Origin of the sequence: Acidovorax sp. LjRoot38 (assembly GCF_964252975.1) — a bacterium.
Taxonomy (GTDB): Bacteria; Pseudomonadota; Gammaproteobacteria; order Burkholderiales; family Burkholderiaceae_C; genus Acidovorax; species Acidovorax facilis.
This window is the reverse complement of record NZ_CAXUPT020000005.1, coordinates 400,376-418,213: the sequence shown is the minus strand read 5'-3', so window position 1 is coordinate 418,213 and position 17,838 is coordinate 400,376. Positions and strand designations below refer to the sequence as shown.

The 17,838-nt window shown below is 66.2% G+C and carries 18 protein-coding genes; 9 read left to right on the top strand and 9 right to left on the bottom strand.

The window, feature by feature from the left end:
• The first annotated feature begins 105 nt into the window (after window positions 1-105).
• Window positions 106-1,254, top strand: coding sequence for an ABC transporter substrate-binding protein (locus tag ACSQ22_RS12010; RefSeq protein WP_218299015.1), 1,149 nt, complete (start codon window positions 106-108; stop codon window positions 1,252-1,254).
• A gap of 50 nt (window positions 1,255-1,304) precedes the next feature.
• Here ACSQ22_RS12010 and argE read toward each other — a convergent pair whose 3' ends face one another.
• Window positions 1,305-2,465: an acetylornithine deacetylase gene (argE, locus tag ACSQ22_RS12005; protein ID WP_436130413.1), complete on the bottom strand. Its 1,161-nt coding sequence runs from the start codon at window positions 2,463-2,465 to the stop codon at window positions 1,305-1,307.
• A 77-nt stretch (window positions 2,466-2,542) separates the two neighbouring features.
• Between argE and ACSQ22_RS12000 the strand changes: the two genes are divergently transcribed.
• From ACSQ22_RS12000 to ACSQ22_RS11985, 4 genes are all read left to right on the top strand, one after another.
• Window positions 2,543-3,754: a M20 aminoacylase family protein gene (locus ACSQ22_RS12000; RefSeq protein WP_218299013.1), complete on the top strand. Its 1,212-nt coding sequence runs from the start codon at window positions 2,543-2,545 to the stop codon at window positions 3,752-3,754.
• 86 nt (window positions 3,755-3,840) lie between these two features.
• Window positions 3,841-4,938 carry a M14 family metallopeptidase gene (locus tag ACSQ22_RS11995; protein WP_228897554.1) on the top strand — a complete coding sequence of 366 codons (1,098 nt, stop codon included), beginning with the start codon at window positions 3,841-3,843 and terminating at the stop codon, window positions 4,936-4,938.
• Window positions 4,939-5,142: 204 nt separating this feature from the next.
• On the top strand, window positions 5,143-6,183 hold the full coding sequence (locus ACSQ22_RS11990; RefSeq protein WP_436130412.1) for a response regulator transcription factor: 1,041 nt from the start codon (window positions 5,143-5,145) through the stop codon (window positions 6,181-6,183).
• A gap of 172 nt (window positions 6,184-6,355) precedes the next feature.
• Window positions 6,356-8,002: a tannase/feruloyl esterase family alpha/beta hydrolase gene (locus tag ACSQ22_RS11985; RefSeq protein WP_436130411.1), complete on the top strand. Its 1,647-nt coding sequence runs from the start codon at window positions 6,356-6,358 to the stop codon at window positions 8,000-8,002.
• Window positions 8,003-8,074: 72 nt separating this feature from the next.
• Here the strand turns inward: ACSQ22_RS11985 and ACSQ22_RS11980 are convergent, their stop codons facing one another.
• Window positions 8,075-8,542: a DUF1348 family protein gene (locus ACSQ22_RS11980; protein ID WP_436130410.1), complete on the bottom strand. Its 468-nt coding sequence runs from the start codon at window positions 8,540-8,542 to the stop codon at window positions 8,075-8,077.
• A 100-nt stretch (window positions 8,543-8,642) separates the two neighbouring features.
• Here ACSQ22_RS11980 and ACSQ22_RS11975 point away from each other — a divergent pair, with 100 nt between their 5' ends.
• Entirely contained in the window at window positions 8,643-9,227 is a 585-nt protein-coding gene (locus tag ACSQ22_RS11975; protein WP_436130409.1) for a TetR/AcrR family transcriptional regulator, read from the top strand.
• A 27-nt stretch (window positions 9,228-9,254) separates the two neighbouring features.
• On the opposite strand, the gene ACSQ22_RS11970 is transcribed toward ACSQ22_RS11975, so the two are convergent.
• Window positions 9,255-9,635, bottom strand: coding sequence for a tautomerase family protein (locus tag ACSQ22_RS11970; RefSeq protein ID WP_436130408.1), 381 nt, complete (start codon window positions 9,633-9,635; stop codon window positions 9,255-9,257).
• A gap of 87 nt (window positions 9,636-9,722) precedes the next feature.
• Here ACSQ22_RS11970 and ACSQ22_RS11965 point away from each other — a divergent pair, with 87 nt between their 5' ends.
• Window positions 9,723-10,580 carry a LysR family transcriptional regulator gene (locus ACSQ22_RS11965; protein WP_436130407.1) on the top strand — a complete coding sequence of 286 codons (858 nt, stop codon included), beginning with the start codon at window positions 9,723-9,725 and terminating at the stop codon, window positions 10,578-10,580.
• Window positions 10,581-10,617: 37 nt separating this feature from the next.
• Here the strand turns inward: ACSQ22_RS11965 and ACSQ22_RS11960 are convergent, their stop codons facing one another.
• Together ACSQ22_RS11960 and ACSQ22_RS11955 are read right to left on the bottom strand one after the other, a co-directional pair.
• Window positions 10,618-11,214, bottom strand: a complete 597-nt coding sequence (locus ACSQ22_RS11960; RefSeq protein ID WP_436130406.1) for a DUF922 domain-containing Zn-dependent protease — start codon at window positions 11,212-11,214, stop codon at window positions 10,618-10,620.
• On the bottom strand, window positions 11,211-12,845 hold the full coding sequence (locus ACSQ22_RS11955; protein ID WP_436130405.1) for a wax ester/triacylglycerol synthase family O-acyltransferase: 1,635 nt from the start codon (window positions 12,843-12,845) through the stop codon (window positions 11,211-11,213). Before ACSQ22_RS11955 ends, ACSQ22_RS11960 begins: the two co-directional genes overlap by 4 nt.
• 149 nt (window positions 12,846-12,994) lie before the next feature.
• Here ACSQ22_RS11955 and ACSQ22_RS11950 point away from each other — a divergent pair, with 149 nt between their 5' ends.
• The gene (locus ACSQ22_RS11950; protein ID WP_055397012.1) at window positions 12,995-13,249 is read left to right on the top strand and encodes an acyl-CoA-binding protein; all 255 of its coding nucleotides are present in this window, start codon (window positions 12,995-12,997) and stop codon (window positions 13,247-13,249) included.
• Window positions 13,250-13,310: 61 nt separating this feature from the next.
• On the opposite strand, the gene ACSQ22_RS11945 is transcribed toward ACSQ22_RS11950, so the two are convergent.
• The gene (locus tag ACSQ22_RS11945) at window positions 13,311-14,231 is read right to left on the bottom strand and encodes a hydroxymethylglutaryl-CoA lyase (RefSeq protein WP_218299004.1); all 921 of its coding nucleotides are present in this window, start codon (window positions 14,229-14,231) and stop codon (window positions 13,311-13,313) included.
• A 226-nt stretch (window positions 14,232-14,457) separates the two neighbouring features.
• On the opposite strand from ACSQ22_RS11945, the gene ACSQ22_RS11940 reads away from it, so the two are divergent.
• On the top strand, window positions 14,458-15,519 hold the full coding sequence (locus tag ACSQ22_RS11940; RefSeq protein ID WP_436130404.1) for an ornithine cyclodeaminase: 1,062 nt from the start codon (window positions 14,458-14,460) through the stop codon (window positions 15,517-15,519).
• 21 nt (window positions 15,520-15,540) lie between these two features.
• Here the strand turns inward: ACSQ22_RS11940 and ACSQ22_RS11935 are convergent, their stop codons facing one another.
• From ACSQ22_RS11935 to ACSQ22_RS11925, 3 genes are read right to left on the bottom strand one after another with little or no spacing between them, the layout of a single operon-like run.
• Window positions 15,541-16,245 carry a nitroreductase gene (locus ACSQ22_RS11935; protein WP_436130403.1) on the bottom strand — a complete coding sequence of 235 codons (705 nt, stop codon included), beginning with the start codon at window positions 16,243-16,245 and terminating at the stop codon, window positions 15,541-15,543.
• A gap of 17 nt (window positions 16,246-16,262) precedes the next feature.
• Window positions 16,263-16,670, bottom strand: coding sequence for a polyhydroxyalkanoic acid system family protein (locus ACSQ22_RS11930; protein WP_431151679.1), 408 nt, complete (start codon window positions 16,668-16,670; stop codon window positions 16,263-16,265).
• Window positions 16,663-17,835: an aminopeptidase gene (locus ACSQ22_RS11925; protein WP_436130402.1), complete on the bottom strand. Its 1,173-nt coding sequence runs from the start codon at window positions 17,833-17,835 to the stop codon at window positions 16,663-16,665. Before ACSQ22_RS11925 ends, ACSQ22_RS11930 begins: the two co-directional genes overlap by 8 nt.
• Between the last annotated feature and the right edge of the window lie 3 nt (window positions 17,836-17,838).

The window sequence follows — 17,838 nt, the reverse complement described above, 5'->3', positions numbered from 1 at the left end:
AATCAGGGTTGGAACGGTTGTGCATATCTAGCCACCCTTCCAAGGAGGCTGCCTACCGGCAGCGCAGAGGGATCGCCCTCGATTCACAAGAGCAGAGATTTCACCATGAACCAACCGGTATTGGGTCGTAGACAGTTTTCCGTGGGCCTGGGCGCTGCAGCGCTGGGGGGCTTCCAGCTGGCACACGCGCAAAGTGAAGGCCGGATTGTGCTGGGCCAGTCTGCTGCCTTCACGGGCCCCGCCGCGCAGCTGGGCGTGCAGTTCAACCTGGGTGCCAAGCTCTTTTTCGACCAGCTCAATGCGCAGGGTGGCGTGGGCAAGCGCACGGTGGAAATCCGCACAATGGACGATGGCTACGAGCCCGACCGCTGCGCCGAGAACACCCGCAAGCTCATTGCCGAAGACGTGTTCGCCCTGTTTGGTTACATCGGCACGCCCACCAGCCTGGCGGCGATGCCCATCTTCACCAAGGAAAAAGTGCCATTCTTTGGCCCCTTCACGGGGGCCGAGGCGCTGCGCCAGCCGTTCAATCGGCTGATCTTCCATGTGCGTGCCTCGTACTATGACGAAACCGCACTCATCGTGCGCCAGCTCACCAACCTCGGCCTCAAGAAGATTGCGGTGTTCTACCAGAACGACGCCTACGGCAAGGCCGGGCTCGATGGCGTGACGAAGGCGCTGACCGAACTCAAGCTCTCGCCTGTGGCCACTGCCACGGTGGAGCGCAATTCGACCGACGTGAAAGCGGCTGTGGACAAGCTGGTGCCGGCCAAGCCGGATGCCGTGGTGCAGATCACTGCCTATGCCTCGGCCGCATCCTTCGTGCGCGCAGCGCGCAAGGCGGGCTTTGGCGGCACGTTCTACAACGTATCTTTCGTGGGCACGCAGGCGCTGGCCGACGAGCTGGGCAAGGATGGCGCCGGTGTGGTGGTGTCGCAGGTCGTACCTTCGCCCTATCAGCCGTCGCGCCAGATTACCCGCGAGTTTCTGGAAGCCATCAAGAAGGGCGGCGACAAGGTGCAGGCCAACTACTCCAGCATGGAGGGTTTTCTGGCCGCCCGCATCTTCACTGAAGGCCTGCGCCAGGCCCAGGGCAGCGGAAGGCCCACCCGCGAGAGCCTGATCACCGGCATTGAGTCGCTGGGCAGCCAGGTGATTTCGGGCTTTCCGGTCACCTACAGCGCTACGAGCCATGCGGCATCGAAGTTTGTCGAGATGTCCATGCTGACGGGCGACGGCCGCGTGAGGACCTGACTGCAGCGCCGCAGGCCTCGGCGGAGGGCTCTGCGGCATCTGCAAGGCGATCAGCCCAGTGTGCGTGTGCGCACCAGTCCTTGCATGAAGGCCTCGCAGCGCGCCAGCTGCTCCAGGCTCACGTATTCGTCGGGCTGGTGGGCCTGCTGGATGCTGCCGGGGCCACACACCACGGTGGAGATGCCCGCGTTCTTGAACAGGCCCGCTTCGGTGCCAAAGGCCACCAGCGTGGTGTTCTTTTCGCCGCTCAGCTCCTGCGCCAGGCGCGTGACTGGGTCGTCCTTGCTGCCCAGAAAACTCGGAATCTCGCAGATGGTCTCGAATTCAAAGCCTGCTGCGGGCGCCACCTTCTTCATCGCAGGCTCCAGCGACTTGGCATAGGCCACCACCTCGGACTGCATCTGCGCCGCATTGGCCGTGGGCAGGTCGCGAAACTCGTAGCGGAACTCGGCGTCGCGCGGCACCACGTTGTCGGCAATGCCGCCGTGGAACTGGCCCACGCTGGTGGTCGAAAACGGCACGTCGAAGCCCTCAAAGCGGGGCTCATTCTTTTCAAAGTCTTCCGCCATGTCACGCACCCGGCCCACCACGCGGGCGGCCATCTCGATGGCGTTGACCGAATGCGGCGTGAGGGACGAATGCGCCTCCTTGCCGCGCACGCAGCACTTGTAGCGGTACACGCCCTTGTGTGCGATGGCGGGCACCATGCTGGTGGGCTCGCCCACGATGCAGGCCAGGGGCTTGATGTTGGCATCGCGCAGGTCGGCGATGAGCTCTTTTACGCCAAAGCAGCCGATCTCTTCCTCATAACTGAAGGCCAGGTGGATGGCGAAGGGCGCGTCGCTGTTCAGGAATTGCTCGGCGTGCGAGACCGCAATGCCAATGAAGGCCTTCATGTCGGCACTGCCGCGCCCGTACAGATTGCCGTCCTTGACCAGAGCGCTCAGTGGGTCCATGGTCCAGTCCTGCCCGTCCCACGGCACCGTGTCGGTGTGGCCCGAGAGGATCACGCCAGCGGGTTTGCCCTCGCCCAGCGTGGCGAACAGGTTGGCCTTGGTCTTGTCGTCGTTGTAGGTCAATCGGCTTTTCACGCCCAGCTTGGCCAGGTGGTCGCGGATGAAATGGATCAGCTCCAGGTTGGAGTGGTGGCTGACGGTGTTCATGCGCACCAGGGTTTGCGCGAGTTCGAGGGCGTGGGGGGAGAGTGTCATGTTGCAGTGCAAATAAACCCGGGGTGGCGCAAGGGACGGCCAGCGGGCTAGACTGTGAGATCGTAAGGACACATATCATGAACGTTATTGACTCCATCGTCACCCAGGCGGCCAGTATTGCAGCGGTGCGCCGGGACATTCACGCCCACCCCGAGCTGTGCTTTGAAGAGGTGCGCACCGCCGACGTGGTGGCCCAAAAGCTCACCGAATGGGGCATTCCCATCCACCGGGGGCTGGGCAAGACGGGCGTGGTGGGCATCGTCAAGGGGCGCGACGGTGGCGCCAGTGGCCGGGCGATTGGCCTGCGCGCCGACATGGACGCCCTGCCCATGCAGGAGTTCAACACCTTCGCCCACGCCAGCAAACACCAGGGCAAGATGCACGCCTGCGGCCACGACGGCCACGTGGCCATGCTGCTGGCGGCGGCCCAGCACTTTGCCAAGCACCGCAACTTTGACGGCACTGTGTACCTGATCTTCCAGCCCGCCGAAGAAGGCGGCGGCGGCGCCCGCGTGATGATCGAAGACGGCCTGTTCGAGCAGTTCCCCATGGAGGCCGTGTACGGCATGCACAACTGGCCCGGCATGCCGGTGGGCACTTTTGCCGTCAGCCCCGGCCCGGTCATGGCATCGACCAGCGAATTCAAGATCACCCTGCGCGGCAAAGGCGGCCATGCGGCCCTGCCGCACACAGGCATCGACCCGGTGCCGATCGCCTGCGGCATGGTACAGACCTTCCAGACCATCATCAGCCGCAACAAGAAGCCGGTGGACGCGGGCGTGATCTCGGTCACCATGATCCATGCGGGCGAGGCCACCAATGTGGTGCCCGACAGCGTCGAACTGCAGGGCACGGTGCGCACCTTCACCGTGGAAGTGCTGGACCTGATCGAAAAGCGCATGCGCCAGATTGCCGAGCACACCTGCGCCGCACACGACGCCACCTGCGAGTTCGAGTTTGTGCGCAACTACCCGCCCACCATCAACTCGCCCGCCGAGGCCGAATTTGCCCGCAAGGTGATGGCGGGCATCGTGGGGGAGGAGCGTGTGCTGCCCCAGGAGCCCACCATGGGCGCCGAAGACTTCGCCTACATGCTGCAGGCCAAGCCCGGTGCGTACTGCTTTATCGCCAACGGCGACGGCGCGCACCGCGAGATGGGCCACGGCGGCGGGCCTTGCATGCTGCACAACCCGAGCTATGACTTCAACGACGACCTGATCCCGCTGGGCGCCACCTACTGGGTCAAGCTGGCCGAGGAGTGGCTGGCCCAGCCCGCTGACGCCGCCTGACGAACAGATCCGAGCCATGCCCGCCCTGGCGCCCATCGCGCGCGCCGGGGTGTTTTGTTTCCACCCCCGTCTGAAAGTCCCTGTCCATGATCGGTCTCGTTGACGCGTTTTCGCCCAGTTACGCAAAGGCGCGCACAAAGTTTCTGGAGGCGGCCGCCACCGCAGGCCTGCCCATCGAGTCACATGCCCACCCCCTGAAGGGCCGCGATGGTGAAGACCTGGCCATGGACGTGGTGCGCGACGGCCCGGCCGATGCCAAGAAGCTGCTCATCGTGAGCAGTGCCTGCCATGGCGTCGAAGGCTATTGCGGCAGCGGCGTGCAGGTGTTTGCACTGCACGACGCCGAGTGGCGTGCGAAGGCGCGCGACGCCGGTGTGGCCACGCTCTATATCCATGCGCTCAACCCGTATGGCTTTTCGCACGTGCGCCGCTTCACCCACGAAAACGTGGACCTGAACCGCAACTTCCAGAACTTTTCAAGGCCCTTGCCCGTGAACACTGCCTACCGAGAGGTGCAGCCCCTGCTGCTGCCCGAGCAGTGGCCACCTGGCCCCGACAACGTGGCCGCCGTGGAGCAGTACATCGCCACCAAGGGCGAAGCGGCATGGCAGGCCGCCATCTCGCAAGGCCAGCATGAGTTTCCGCAAGGGGTCTTCTTTGGCGGCACCGAGCCCACGTGGAGCAACCGCACGCTGCGCCAGGTGCTGCGCCAGCACGGCGCGGGTGCGTCGCACATTGCCTGGATCGACCTGCACACCGGCCTGGGCCCCAGCGGCCATGGCGAGCGCATCTATGCAGGCAATGACGACGATGTGGCCGTGGCCCGCGCGCGCGCCTGGTGGGACGGCGGCGGCGCCACGCCGGTCACGTCCATTTATGACGGCTCGTCCACCTCGGCCTTCCTCACCGGCCTGATGTGGACCTCGATCTACGACGAATGCCCGCATGCCGAGTACACCGGCATCGCCATGGAGTACGGCACGGTGCCCGTGCTCGATGTGATGAACGCCATCCGTGCCGAGCAGTGGCTCAACCTGCACCCCGACACGCCCGCCGACAAGGCTGCCCAGATCAAGGCACAAATGCTGGCGGCCTTCTACACCGACACCGATGCCTGGAAGGGGCAGATCATCAGCCAGGCGCGGCAGTCGATGTTCCAGGCGGTGGAGGGGCTGGTTTCTTGAATACTTGGTGAAAAATGCACCTGGCGCTTATCCAGCAAGCGCAAGTAGCTATAAAAAATATAGTATTTCAGGTCCATGGGGCCTGGTTCTTACGAGGGAGCCGCTGGCGCATGGCGGCTACCATCGTTCCCAAAAACCAGGAGACCCCATGGCGCCACGCCCCCGCACACCCCCCATCCCGCACGCAGCAGAACACGCTGGCCCATGAGGCCGCCCAGCGTGGCACACGTGGCAGCGCAAGCGCAGCAAGCAGATCCCCTGCGCGCGCTCAGCCGCAGCCTGCTCCAGCTGGCTGAACAGGCCCAGCACGCACCGCCGCAGGACCTGCTGCACCAGGCGCTGCAGACGCTGCGCGGGCTGGTGCCTTTTGATTCGGCGTGGTGGGGCGAGGTGTCGGCAGGCGAGTCTGGCGCAGGGGGCGGCGCGCAGGAGGTGCAGGCCGCGCCGCGCAACTGGCTGCACGGCAGCATCGGCCTGGCCCGGGGTTTTGCCGACGAGTGGAACGCCTTGTCCGCTGCGGACGATTTTGCGAAGCATTCCATGCGACACTTGGGCGAGGTGATCCGCGAGCGCGACCTGGTCGGCGCGCCACCCGAAGACCCGCAAGTGATGGCCTTCGCAGAGCGGCATGGCCTGTACCACTGCATGGCCCTCACGGCCGAACTGCCGCACAGCGGGCTGCTGTTTTTTGTCTCGGTCTACCGGACGCCCACACGCAGCGAATTCACCGACGCCGAAACCGTGCTGTTTGGCGAGTTTGTGCTGCACCTGCTGCAGCACTGGCACCACCGGCTGCAGCGGTTGCAAAGCGATTCGCCCCGCCGGCCCTGGGACAGCTTTGCGCTGGCACAGCCCACGGGCGAGCTGCTGTTTGCAGGTCTGCGCATCAGCCAGGCCCTGCGTGCGGCCCACCCGGAATGGGCGGGCACCCACCTGCCCCCGGCCGTGGTGCAGGCGCTGCCCGGCGCTCCTTGCAACCTGGTGCTGGGCAAGGCCTGCCGCCTGCGGCTGGAGCCCTGCGGCCCGCTGGTGGCGCTGAGCATCGCATCGCGCCAGCACAAGCAGGCGCTGGCCCCGCGCGAGCTGAGCGTGGCCATGCTGTACGCCCAGGGGCAGTCGCACAAGGACATTGCCGCCACGCTGGGCCTCACGCCCGCCACGGTGCGAACTTACCTGCGCACTGCCTACGCAGCGCTGGGTGTGCGCAACAAGCTGGAACTGGTGGCGGCGCTGCGCAACGCGTAGGGCGGTGGCCCGCCGCTGTGCGGGCTCGGTAGTTTCCCGCTCCCTCTGCATTTGCAGAGGCCGCAGCGGCAGCTTATTTTCCTATCGTCCGCACCGGAGTCCCAGAGACTGCGGTGGCGCTGCCGCCGCAAGCTGGGCTCCTGAGAACAACACACCACAGGAGACTTTCCGCATGTTCCCGAACCCCACCCGCGCCGCCGTGGCGCACCCCCGTCGCACAGCACTCGCGGCGCTCGAAGGCCGATGGCCCGCGCGCGCCCTGGGCGGCCTGGGCGCCGCAGCCACCCTGGCGCTGACGGCCTGCGGCGGTGGCAGCGATGCCCCTGCGCCCCTGGCCAGCAAGCCCTTGGCAGAAGCTTGCGCTGCCTACACGTCAACCACCTTGCCCCATGGCGCCAAGCTCACGCGCACCGAGCTGCGCAAGGCCGAGGGCACGTTGCCCGACGTGTGCATCGTGCGCGGGCAGATCGTGTCCTCGCCCGACTCCACCATCAACTGGGCGGTGGAACTGCCCACGCTGGCGCAATGGAACAGCAAGACGCTGACCATCGGCGGTGGCGGCTTCGACGGGTTTATCCCCACGGACGACCCGTGGTACCAGCAGCTGGTGGGCCCATCGGCCAATCCGTATGTGAAGATCAGCTCCGACTCCGGCCACCAGATCCAGGGTTTTGCCTGGGGCAAGAGCGATGTGGCGCTGCGCAACCATGCGTTCGACGCCAACCATTTTGTGCTGGAGGTGGGCACCGCCATCGCCACCGAGTTCTACGGCAAGCGCCCTGTGCGGCGCTACCACATGGGCCATTCCAACGGCGGGCGCTCAGGTCTGATCTCCACGCAGAAGTACCCCAAGGACTACGACGGCGTGGTGGCCATGGAGCCCGCCATCGCCCAGCAGGCGCACCAGGTCAACCTCGGCCCCACGGTGTTGCGCCACATCTTCAAGAGCCGCGAGAACTGGATGAGCCCCGCCAAGATCGCGCTCTACGCCAAGGCCGAGACGGCCGCGTGCGACGGGCTGGACGGTCTGAAGGACGGCATCATCGGCAACGTCGAGGCCTGCAACTACGTGCCCACCGAGCTGCTGTGCCAGGGCGCGGACAGCGACAGCTGCCTCACGGCCGGTCAGATCGAATCCATCCGCCTCATCTACAGCGACCACAAGACGCCCGTGACCCTGTCGCGCGGCGCAGTGGGCTACCCACGCTTTGGCCGGGGCGGCGCGTCCACGTCCGATTGGCAGTCGTACATGTTCGGCACCAGCTTCGATGCCCCCGATTCGTTCAACCACATGGCCGTGACGGCGGCTGCGCGCCTGGTGGAGGGCAACCCCAACGCCAACATCCTGAGCCACGACCCCACGCAGTACCAGGCGCAGTACAGCCGCCTGGCCGAGATGATCGACGGCACCGACCCGGACATTGCTGCCTTTGCCGACAACGGCGGCAAGCTGCTGATCTGGTACGGCGCGGGCGACACCTGCGTGTCGATGTACCGCACGGTGGAGTACCTCGACACGGTGAAGCAGCGCCTGGGCGCCAGCAAGGTGCAGAGCTTTGCGCGCATGGTCACCTCGCCCTCCAACGGGCACGACCTGGACGGCGCGGGCACCGAGCCCCGCTCCATCGACCTGCTGGCCGCCATGGACGCCTGGGTGGAAAAAGGCACGGCGCCCGACAAACTGGTGGCCACCAAGTTCGCACCCGGCACCACCACGCCAGTGGCCCAGCGCCCGGTGTGCGAGTACCCCAAGTTCCCGCGCTACAACGGCACGGGTGACCCGGCCAAGGCTGAGAGCTTCACCTGCTCTGCGACCTGAGCGCGGTGGGTGGTGCAAAGGCGCGCCCCACCGGGGGGCGCCCTTTGGCCGCTGCATGGGGCCTTGGCGGTTTCACAGCCCCAGGTCGCTCAACCCCGGATGGTCGTCCGGCCGGCGCCCCAGTGGCCACAAGAACAGCCGGTCCGCCGCGTTGATGGGCCGGTCGTTGATGCTCGCGTGGCGCACGGCCATCAGGCCCGCATCGTTGAACTCCCAGTTTTCGTTGCCATAGCTGCGGTACCACTGGCCTGCGTCGTCATGCCATTCGTAGGCGAAGCGCACGGCGATGCGGTGGCCGCTGAACGCCCAGAGCTCTTTGATGAGGCGGTAGTCCAGCTCGCGCGCCCACTTGCGCTCCAGCAGCTGCCGGGCGGCCTCGCGGCCCACGGGAAACTCAGCCCGGTTGCGCCAGCGGGTGTCCTCGGTGTAAGCCAGGGCCACACGCGCCGGGTCGCGCGAGTTCCAGCCGTCTTCGGCCAAGCGCACTTTCTGGATGGCGGTTTGCAGGGAGAAGGGGGGGGAAGGCGGACGGGTTTCCATGGGCAGCACCTTGGGGTTTGTGGGTCAAGAGGAATTGGTAGACAAGTCTGTCTACATCGCATCATAGCGAAATGTAGACAGACTTGTCTACAATGCCCACATGTTTCCCCTGCCGCCTTCTGACTGGAAAGACCTGCCTGCCCGCGACCGCCTGCTGCAGACTGCGCACGCGCTGTTTTACCGCGACGGTATCCGTGCCACGGGCATCGACCGAGTGATCGCCGAGTCGGGCGTCACCAAGGTCACGTTCTACCGGCATTTCCCCAGCAAAAACGATCTCATCTGCGCCTACCTTGACTACCGCCATGCAGGCTGGATCGCATGGTTTGCTGCGGCCCTGGAGCGCCATGGAGGTGCAAAGCGTGGTGGTGCGTCTGGCCTGAATGCGCTGGTGGCCACGCTGGCCGAATGGTTTGGCCGCGATGACTTCCGGGGCTGCGCCTTCATCAACAGCGTGGGCGAGCTGGGCAGCACGGTGCCGGAGGTGATGGAGATTGCACAGCGCCACAAGCATGAGATGACGGACCTTTTGGCCACCCTGCTGCCGCCTGGCGCACAGCGGGCGCGCGACGCGCAGGCCGTGACGCTGGTGGTGGAGGGCGCCATCGTGCGTGTGCAAATGGGCGAGCCAGTCAAGGCGGTGCTGGGCAGCGTGGAGCGCCTGCTGGCGGGCCTGGCCGCATAGCCTGCCTGCCCGGAGCTGCGCATCACCTCATGCGTACTGCGCCAGGCCGTGGCCGAAGGACCAGTTCTCCTTGTCCACCTCGACGATGTTGATGAACACGTCCTCGGGCCGGAGGCCCGGGCTCTCGCCCAGCAGCTGCGCGATGCGCGCAAACAGCGCCTTCTTCTGCTCCAGGCCGCGCGTGTTGTTGGCGGTGATCTGGATGAACACCACGTCGTCGCTGCGGGCCACGCCCAGGTACGTGGGGCTGTAGCGGAAGTTGGCGGCGTCGTGCTCGGTGATGGTCATGAACTGGTCGTCCTCGGGCACGTTGAAGGTCTCGCGCAAGGCGCGGTACAGCGTGTCAAAGATCGCCTGCCGGTAGGCCGCAGGCTTGCCGCCGCGCATGGCAATGTGGATGAGGGGCATCGCAAGATCCTTTCTGAACAAGATGCTGGCGAAATCCTATCCATATGAATATGCTATGGATATCTATTTCAGAAATATCAAATTCAAATGGTTGAGCGATCCCTGGATCTGGATGCCGTCGAAGCCTTTGTGCGCATTGCCGAGCTGGGCAGCTTCACGCGCGCAGCTGAGGCCATGGGCACGGCGCAGGCCGCGATGAGCCTGAAGCTCAAGCGGCTGGAGGACCGGCTGGGCTGCCGCCTCATCGAGCGCACGCCGCGCCACGTGCAGTTGTCGGCCCGGGGCGCGGCATTTCTGGAGCATGCGCGTGAACTGCTGGTCGCGCACGACCGGGCGCTGGCCACGTTCGCTCAGGCCCGCCAGCGCCTGACCATCGGCATCAGCGACCATGTGGCCGGGCCGGAGCTGCCCGCGCTGATCGCCCGCATGAACCAGCAAGACCCACAGCTGCTCATCGAGATCCGCATCGGCTCGTCGGGCGACCTGCTGCAAAGCTACGACCGGCGTGAGCTGGATGCCGTGCTGGCCCGCATGCACGTGGGCCGCAGCGATGGCGAGCTGCTGGCCGAGGAGCCCTTCGGGTGGTTCGCCGCCCCCGGCTGGCAGCACCGTGCGGGCGAGCCCTTGCCCCTGGCCACGCTGGCCGAGCCCTGCGGTGTGCGGGCGATGGCGGGGCAGGCGCTGGACACTGCGGGCATCGCCTGGGCCGAGGTGTTTGTGGGTGGAGGCGTTGCGGCCGTGGCGGCGGCCGTGATGGCCGGGCTGGGCGTGGCGGCACTGGCGCCGCGCATGCTGCCGCTGGGGGCGGTGGATGTGGGTGCCCGCCTGGGGCTGCCTGAGCTGCCGCGTCTGCCGGTGTTGCTGCACACACGCAACCAGGAAGGTCGCCCGCGCGATGCGCTGGCAGCGTTGTCGGCGGCCTTTCGCAGCGCGGTGCGGGGATAGCGCACACGCCTGTACGCTTGTTGATGGACCCGGCCTTTCACTCCAGCCTGGCGCCTTGCGATGCGCCGTGCCGCGTGCCGCGGTCGTACTGTTTTTCGCGCTCCGCGTGTTCGCGCAGCAGGCGGTGGCCCAGCGTGTTGGCCCGGCGCTCCAGCGCCGCGCAGTCGGGGGCAGCAGGCAGTGCGGCAATGCCCTCGTCAATGGCCTGCGCCGCATCGCGCCCGAACTGGACATGGCCCTGTTCGTGGCGGGACAAGGCGCTCAGGTACCGGTCGAAAACCGCCTGCTGGGCGGGCGTGCCACTGCGCAATTCGGGCAATTGCACCTGAGTGCGCAGTCGGGTGGTGACCTCGGTGATGGTGCAGCGGCCCGATGCCTCGCGCCACCAGCGAAAGGTCCAGCGCACGTTCCAGCGGGTGTAGCCGTGAAAGCGCTGGCCATCGACGGTGATGGGAGTGGCAGCGTTCAGCGCTTTCCGCAGGGTCTCGCCGGGCTGGGCGCGCACGGGGTAGGGCTGCTGGATATGTTCTTCCGTGACGGCGGCATGGGCGGCGCCCGCGCAGACCAGGGCCACCAGCACCCCGGCAAGGTCCACCAAGCGCGCCCTCAGCACCACCGAGACTCCCCGGTTCACTCGCCCCAGGGCAGCATCAGCGTGAGCAGCGACAGCTGGTCAAACTCGGGCGCAAACGCGTCGATGATCTGCTGTGGCTCGGGGCAGAGCGTGGTGTCGGTGATCACGCCAAACTGCACACCGCCACCGTAGCTCAGGATGGAGACACCGAGGCCGATGTCGCCCGACTGCGGCACCCAGAACATGCACTGGGTGACGCGTGAGCCGCACAGTGTCAGCTGCTCCTTGGGCCCGGGCACGTTGGTCATCACCGCCGTGGTCTTGCGGCCGAACAGATTGAGCAGCGCGTCCTGCGCGGGCTTGATCATCAGGCCCGCCACGGCCAGCATCGCAAAGGCCAGGATGGGCTGGGTGCTGCCCTTGAGCGCGTTCATGCGCTTGCGCACCTCGTACACGCGCTCGACGGGGTTGGCCACGCCAATCGGCAGCACCAGCGGCACCAGCCCAAAGCGGTTGCCCAGCTTCCACGCCTCTTCCATGGGGCGCAGGTTGACCGGGATCATGGCGCGGATCTCCTGCCCCGTGGGGTCGTCGCCCTGGCTGCGCAGGTAGCCGCCGATGGCGCCCGCCACGCACGACAGCAGCACATCGTTGATGGAGCAGTTGAGCGCCTTGCCGATGGCCTTGACCTCTTCCAGCGGGATGGGCTGGCACCAGGCCACACGTTTGGCGCTGCCAGGCTGGCCCTTCAGGCGCGTGGGTGAGTCGTCGGGCATCAGCGCCAGGGCAGCGGCATCGCTCACCAGCTGGTAGGCCACGCGTGCCATGTCCATGGTGCCAGCCAGCCCATGGTGCATGGTCTTCTCGGGGTCGCTCAGCATCTTGAACGACTTGGCTGCGCCGTCACCGGCCAGATCCAGCGCCTTCACCGTCATGTCGGTAAAGGGCTTGATGAGCGCGTCCGCAATCCAGTCCTCGGCCGTGGCGGCCTGCTCGCGCTCCTTGCGGGTGCGCTTGGGCGGTTCGGAGCCGCCGTCCACGATGGACATGGTCACCGAGATCAGCGCAATGCCGTCCGCAATGCAGTGGTGGATGCGCACGATGAGCGCGCTGCCGGGCTGGCCGTCGTCACCCACAAAATCTTCGATCAGGTGCATTTGCCACAGCGGCCGCCGGGTATCGAGCGGCTGCATGGCGAGTTCACCCACACGGTCTTGCAGGGCGCGCTGCATGCTGTGGCCTTGTCGGTGGGGCAGCTTCTCGCGCAGCACATGCGCGGCGATGTCGAAGTTGCGGTCCTCCACCCAGGTGGCGCCCGCCGCGTCTTCCACCACGCGCTGGCGAAAGCGCGGGTACTGCAGCAGGCGCTGCTGCACGCGATCGCGAAGGGCGTCCCAGGTGATGCCGGGCGACAAGGTCCATACCCCGTTGATCATCATCAGGTTGCTGTGCGAATCCATGCGCAGCCAGGCGGTGTCTACCTTGGTCATGCGTTCGCCCGACAGGCCCAGCATGCCAGTGGCTGCGCGGCGCACGTTCTTCTGTACCACGGTGGCAGCTTTTCGGGCGGCTGGGGGCAGTGCCTGTGCTGCCTTGCGCGCCACCTCGGGGGCCTGGTTGCGCATCGTGCGCAGGGGGCTGGAGCCTTTGCCCGGAGTGGCTTTGCTGGGGGCTGGAATGCGGGTCACCATCGGATGTACACCTGTTGTTTGATTTTTGGGGACTTGCCTCTATGGATTGAGCGGTCCCAGACTGTGCTCAGCCCGTAAGATACAACGCAGCAAACCCTTGCCGACACCGTTCTTTCCCTCCCCCCAAAGATCTCAAGGAGCACACCGACATGGCCGACCTCAACGCCACCTTCGAAGCCGCCGTGGCCAATTCCAAGAACCTGAGTGAGCGTCCCGACAACGCCACGCTGCTCAAGATCTACGCGCTGTACAAGCAAGCCACCGCCGGCGACAACACCGAGAAGAAGCCCAGCTTCTCCGACATGGTGGGCCGTGCCAAGTGGGACGCCTGGGAAAAGCTCAAGGGCACGGGTGCCGACGAGGCCAAGCAACAGTATGTGGACCTGATCACCTCGCTGAGCTGATACGGCGGTACCCAAAGCAAAAGGCGACTTCGGTCGCCTTTTGCTTTGGGGGCAAAGGTGCCTAACGCCGGACCCACCCCTTGGGCAGTCCCGCTTCCGGCGTCATGCCGTAGACCGGCTCTCCCGGCAGCCCCGCCTGCAGCGGCGCGCGTGCGGCCATCAGGCGCTCCAGGTCTACCCCCGTGGCAATGCCCATGGCTTCGAACATGAACACCAGGTCTTCCGTCACCACGTTGCCCGACGCGCCTGGCGCATAGGGGCAGCCGCCCAGGCCGCCCAGCGACGCATCAAAGGTTCGCACCCCCACGTCGTAGGCCGCCAGGCAATTGGCCAGGCCCAGGCCGCGGGTGTTGTGCATGTGGGCCGCCCCGGCCTTGGCGCCCAGCTCGGCGCGCAGGCGCATGAAGAGGCGGCGCACCTGAGCCGGGTTGGCCATGCCGGTGGTGTCCGACAGGCCCACCTCGTCGGCCCCGGCCTCAGCGCACAGGCTCGCGAGCCAGATCACGTCGTCCTCGGGCACCTCGCCCTGCAGGGTGCAACCAAAGGCGGTGGACAACCCCACCTCCACCAGCATGCCGGGGGCCTGCGCGTCGCGCAGGTGGGCCACGGCGCGTACTTCCTCGACCATGGCCTCGCGCGTCTTGCGCACATTGGCCAGCGAATGGGCGGCGCTGGCCGACACCGGCAGCGTGACCTTGTGCACACCTGCCGCGAGGGCCGCCTCGGCGCCGCGCAGGTTGGGGGCCAGCGCCATCACAGTGATGCCAGGGTGGGTCAGCGCGTGGCGCACCACCTCGGCCACATCGGCCATCTGGGGCAGCAGGCGGGCAGGCACGAACGAGCCCACTTCAATCTCGCGCAGCCCGGCGGCCACCAGGGCGTCGATCCAGCGCAGCTTGTCGGCCGTGGGCATGGTGGCTTTGACGGACTGCAGGCCATCGCGCGGGCCGACTTCGCTGATGAGGACTTGGGGTTGCGTCATGGTGCGGAATGTTGTCGGACGTGCGTGGAATGTGCCGGATGCGGGAGGATAGCGCCCCCATGCCCCCATGCCCCCATGCCCCCATGGCGCGGGGCCGACGATTGTGCAAAGTGGCAATTTGTTCTGCCATACCGGCAAACCACTCCACAACATGCGGCAGTTTGGGCAATTCCCATTGCTGCGTTGCTCCGGGACACTGCTTGTATCCCACCCGGAGACAAGCACCATGCCTTCCAAGAACCACTTTTCCACCCTCTACCTCAGTGCGCCCGATGTCATCGAGTTGGTGCAGCGCAAAGGCGTCGAGGCTTGCCTGCGCGGCATGGCCGACTATCTGCATGCCGACTACTTGCGCTGGAACGCCTTCGACAAATCGGCGCGTGTGGCCAGCCACTCGCGCGATGGCGTGATCGAACTCATGCCGATTGCCGACAACCAGACCTATGCGTTCAAGTACGTCAACGGCCATCCCAAGAACACGCGCTGGGGCTTGCCGACCGTGATGGCGTTTGGCGTGCTGGCCGATGTAGCCACCGGCGCGCCGCTGCTGCTGAGTGAACTCACCCTCACCACCGCCCTGCGCACCGCCGCCATGTCGGCCGTGGCCGCCCGGGCCCTGGCGCGGCCTGGCAGCCGCACCATGGCGCTGATCGGTAACGGCGCCCAAAGCGAGTTCCAGGCACTGGCCTTCCACCACCTGCTGGGCGTCACCACGCTGCGGCTGTTTGATACGGACCCGGCCGCCACCGCCAAGCTGCAGGCCAACCTGCAAGGCACGGGCCTGCGTACCGTGGCCTGCAGCAGCACGGCCGAGGCCGTGCGTGGTGCCAACGTTGTGACCACGGTCACGGCCGACAAGTCCAATGCCACCATTCTCACGCCCGACATGCTGGTGCCCGGCATGCACATCAACGCTGTGGGCGGCGACTGCCCTGGCAAGACCGAACTGCACGCCGACGTGCTGCGCCAGGCCCAGGTGTTTGTGGAATACACCCCGCAGACACGCATCGAAGGCGACATCCAGCAGTTGCCTGCCGACTGTGTGGTGACCGAGCTGTGGGAAGTGCTGGCAGGTCAGCACACCGGCCGGGCCAGCGATGCGGCGGTGACGGTGTTCGACTCCGTGGGTTTTGCGCTGGAGGACTTTTCTGCACTGCGGTTCTTGCGCGATGCAGCCACCGAGCTGGGCGTGGGCCAGCCCATTGAACTCATCCCCCAGCTGTCAGACCCCAAGAACCTGTTTGGGCTGTTGCGCACGCACAACCCCCTGCTGCGCGCTGTGGCCTGACGCCCGTCCGGTCACGCACTCTCAGTCTCGCCACACCACACTGCTGGCCGGATCGGCGCGAGTGGTGCGGAAATGGTTGGCCGCGTGAGCAGGGTCTGCCATGCCCAACGAGATGCCGCAGACGATGCTGCGGTCCTCGCCAATGCCCAGCACCTCGCGCAGCACGCCGGGGTAGGACGCGAGCGCGGCCTGTGCAATGGAGCCCACGCCCAGGCTGTGCGCGGCCAGCATGAAGTTGTTCACATACGCGCCACAATCCACCGCACCATAGACGCCCAGTGCCTCGTCGCTGGTGACGATGGCCACATGCGGCGCGCCAAACATCGTGAAGTTCTGCGCCGACTGTTGCGCGGAGGCTTCGCGGTCGCCCTTGGCAATGCCCAGGGCTTCGTACAGGCCCCAGCCACATTCGCGCCGCCGCTCCTGGTACACGCCCCGGTATTCGCGCGGCCAGGGCAGGTCGGGCGCAGGGGCTGCGTTGGCCATGTTCGATTGCAGCGCGACGCGCAGGCGCTCCAGCGTGGCGCCACTGGCGATGGTGAGCTGCCAGGGCTGCGCGTTGCACCACGATGCCGTGCGCTGCGCGGTGACCAGGATGGCTTCGATGGTGGCGCGCGGTAGGGGTTCGGGCAGAAACGCGCGGCAGCTGTAGCGGGTGTGGAGCAGCGTGGAGAGGGTGTCGAATGCCGTGCTGTGGGTGGCAGAGTCCGTGGCGGTGGATGTCATGGTGATGGCATCGGTAGCTATGCCTTCTTGGCTTTGGCGGCAGGTTTGGCCGCTGCCTTGGTACCCTGCTTGTCTGCCCCTGCCTCGGCTGCGTGCTTCTTCTTGTCGACAGCGGGCTTCTTGGCGCCGGGGTGGGGCGCATTGAGCAGGGCATCCAGTTGTTCGCCAATTTCGGCCTCGATGCGGTCCTTGAACGCGCCGAACAAAAAGCCCAGCTGCGCCTTCATCTCGAACTGGTGCGCATCCACCAGCAGCGTGCCCTTGACGCCCGAGCGGGTGAATGTCAGCAGGTCTTCCGTCTCGCCCTCTTCGTAGGTGCACTCCATGTCGAATTTTTCTTCTGCCTTTTCGGCCCAGGAGAAGGCGACCTTGCGGGCCTCCTTGAAGCCCAGGTGGTGGTCGCGGTGGATATGGATGTCAGGCACCGGGTGTCTCCTTGAGGTGTTGGGTATCAGATAGAAGGGCGCGCAGTGCCTCGTGCCGTTGTGGCTGGGGCTGTTGCGTCAGTTGCCGTACGGCATCATAAAACCGGGGCCAGTCGCGGCCCTCGCGTTCGAACAGGGCTTCGAACGCGGGCACCAGTTCATCGTAGGCAGCCTGGGCGGCAAAGCTGGCGTTGTTGGCCTTGGCCACCCAGCGGTCGTAGCCCGCCACCTGGGCGGTGGTGGCTTGGGGTGCCCCCCCGCTGGATGTGTCCAGCCATTGCGTGCGCAGGGCTGCATAACCGGTGCGAAAAGCCTCCATTGCTTCATTTTTCATAGCTGCTAGCGCTTTATCATCCAGCGCTAGAGCCTCTTTTTGTTCATAAATGGCTGCCAGCCGAGCGCGCGTGGCACGGGTCAGCGCGCGGAAGGCGCTGCGCCGTGCCTCGCTGGTGGCAAAGGCCTTGCGGGCTTCCGGGGTGGACTGGGTTGCCAGCCACTGTGCAACGCCGATGCGCTCCACCGCCGTGGCAAAGGACTCGTTGAACAAGGTGTCGTTCTTGGCATAGACCACCTGGTGCGCCAGCTCGTGGAACAGCAGGCGCACAAAGTCGGCCTCGGGCCAGGCGACAAAGGTGGAGAGCAACGGGTCGCCGCCCGCCCAGTTCATATAGCCCAACGTGGAATACGCGGGCACGCCATACACCTCCACTTCCAGCCCCTGGGCGGCCAGCTCCGCTGCCTCGGCTTGCGCGGCAGCCTCGGTGAAGTAGCCCCGGTAGCCAATGCAACCCGTCACAGGGAAGCACCAGGTGTGCAGCGTAAGGGAGTACGGCGGCGCGGCCACCACGTTCCAGACTGCGGCGGGGCGTTTGAGGTCCGCATAGCGGCGGTAGCTGGCGTTGTCAGGCAGGCCCAGCTCGGCCACGGCAAAGGCGCGGGCGCGCTGCGCCAGTTGCAGCCGCTCGCGCAGGGCGGGGGGGATGTCGGTGCGGGCGATCCAGCGGTCGATGGGTTCGGCCGCCTGCATGATCTGCATGTGCCCCTGCACCGACTGCCAGTAGTAGCCCAGCATGCTGGTGGGGCCGGTGGTGCTGGCGCAGCCCGCCAAGGCAAGGCTGATCATGAGGGGAGATACGGCTCGCAGATGGGGGAGAAGCTGGCGCATGCG

Bases quoted from the DNA above. Each gene is read 5' to 3' on its own strand.
- ACSQ22_RS11990 (WP_436130412.1), top strand. From the start codon at position 5,143: ATGAGGCCGCCCAGCGTGGCACACGTGGCAGCGCAAGCGCAGCAAGCA.
- ACSQ22_RS12000 (WP_218299013.1), top strand. From the start codon at position 2,543: ATGAACGTTATTGACTCCATCGTCACCCAGGCGGCCAGTATTGCAGCG.
- ACSQ22_RS11970 (WP_436130408.1), bottom strand. From the start codon at position 9,635: ATGCCCCTCATCCACATTGCCATGCGCGGCGGCAAGCCTGCGGCCTAC.
- ACSQ22_RS11945 (WP_218299004.1), bottom strand. From the start codon at position 14,231: ATGACGCAACCCCAAGTCCTCATCAGCGAAGTCGGCCCGCGCGATGGC.
- ACSQ22_RS11995 (WP_228897554.1), top strand. From the start codon at position 3,841: ATGATCGGTCTCGTTGACGCGTTTTCGCCCAGTTACGCAAAGGCGCGC.
- ACSQ22_RS12010 (WP_218299015.1), top strand. From the start codon at position 106: ATGAACCAACCGGTATTGGGTCGTAGACAGTTTTCCGTGGGCCTGGGC.
- ACSQ22_RS11955 (WP_436130405.1), bottom strand. From the start codon at position 12,845: ATGGTGACCCGCATTCCAGCCCCCAGCAAAGCCACTCCGGGCAAAGGC.
- ACSQ22_RS11965 (WP_436130407.1), top strand. From the start codon at position 9,723: ATGGTTGAGCGATCCCTGGATCTGGATGCCGTCGAAGCCTTTGTGCGC.
- argE (WP_436130413.1), bottom strand. From the start codon at position 2,465: ATGACACTCTCCCCCCACGCCCTCGAACTCGCGCAAACCCTGGTGCGC.
- ACSQ22_RS11950 (WP_055397012.1), top strand. From the start codon at position 12,995: ATGGCCGACCTCAACGCCACCTTCGAAGCCGCCGTGGCCAATTCCAAG.
- ACSQ22_RS11935 (WP_436130403.1), bottom strand. From the start codon at position 16,245: ATGACATCCACCGCCACGGACTCTGCCACCCACAGCACGGCATTCGAC.
- ACSQ22_RS11980 (WP_436130410.1), bottom strand. From the start codon at position 8,542: ATGGAAACCCGTCCGCCTTCCCCCCCCTTCTCCCTGCAAACCGCCATC.
- ACSQ22_RS11925 (WP_436130402.1), bottom strand. From the start codon at position 17,835: ATGCGCCAGCTTCTCCCCCATCTGCGAGCCGTATCTCCCCTCATGATC.
- ACSQ22_RS11985 (WP_436130411.1), top strand. From the start codon at position 6,356: ATGTTCCCGAACCCCACCCGCGCCGCCGTGGCGCACCCCCGTCGCACA.
- ACSQ22_RS11975 (WP_436130409.1), top strand. From the start codon at position 8,643: ATGTTTCCCCTGCCGCCTTCTGACTGGAAAGACCTGCCTGCCCGCGAC.
- ACSQ22_RS11940 (WP_436130404.1), top strand. From the start codon at position 14,458: ATGCCTTCCAAGAACCACTTTTCCACCCTCTACCTCAGTGCGCCCGAT.